The 993-nt window shown below is 39.2% G+C and carries 2 protein-coding genes; both read right to left on the bottom strand.

Annotation, left to right across the window (positions count from 1 at the left end; genetic code table 11):
- Nucleotides 1-412: transposase (locus HMPREF9431_RS11890; RefSeq protein ID WP_004380599.1), on the bottom strand; the 412-nt coding region annotated here is incomplete at its 3' end.
- A gap of 69 nt (nucleotides 413-481) precedes the next feature.
- A partial coding sequence (locus tag HMPREF9431_RS13600) for an IS256 family transposase, variant Zn-binding type (RefSeq protein ID WP_004381583.1) occupies nucleotides 482-993 on the bottom strand: 512 nt, incomplete at its 5' end.

The following is a 993-nucleotide window of genomic DNA, read 5'->3' on the forward strand; positions in this document are numbered from 1 at the left end:
CAACGTCTTCCCGACAACTGTTGGCCAAGTAAGAGATTTGCTGTTTGCTATAAGCCCGACCATAAACCGTCTCTATCACCTCACTAATCTGCTCGGTGGTAAGTCCCTTGGTATAAAGTTGATAAACCAAGGCAGCACGCTCTTCACATTCGCTACGAATAATCCCTAAAAGTACGGGATAGAAATTGCCGCTACGGCTACGTGGAATGCGCAAGACGAACGTATAGCCCTTACAATACCAACGACGAGGACGAAAGCCATTGCATTGCTCATTTTTATTCGCTTTGACGAATAATTCGCGCTCATGGGCCATCAAAGAATTCATAATCAACGATTGAAGCGTGACAAAACCTTCACTGCTACTTGTGTAATTCGAAATAATTTCCGAAATTTGTCCTTGTGTAAGTTCCATATTCTTGTTGTTTTTTATTACTTAATGCAAAGATAAGAATTATGGTGAGCTTACACACTTTTTTAGACACTACCACTTTTTTGTATTTATGAGCCCATCTATAAACTTCTTTTTGTTAGCTTCATTCAATCCATTATGATTATGTAGTGCTCTTTTAAGTTGTGAGTTAAATCCTTCCAACAGGTTTGTTGTATTAGGTATTTGTATATCCGGATGCTCCTCACACGTATAGAGCCATGGCAGATGTGTCTTAATAGAACGTCTTGCCGTTCTCAATCTTCTGTGTGTATAAGTTGTCTTACCCGAGATTAGGAGAGTTCGTTCATTTAGGAACTCTTTCCATTTATCACACCATTTATCAAAAGCAGTTATAAACTCTTCTTTTCTCATAGAGAACATCCTTCTCATTAATGCCAATAGTTCAACGCCTGCAGGCAAATGTGGGTTGTTAGTAAGGAGTCTTCTAACTATCTGAAATTGGTGAAATTGACACATTTGTACGGGACAGAAATGTATAGATTGTAAAAGTCCTACATGCCCATCACACACCACTGCTTTTATCATAGTTCCACGCTCCGCAA

The sequence above is a fragment of the Segatella oulorum F0390 genome (genome assembly GCF_000224615.1).
Taxonomy (GTDB): domain Bacteria; phylum Bacteroidota; class Bacteroidia; order Bacteroidales; family Bacteroidaceae; genus Prevotella; species Prevotella oulorum.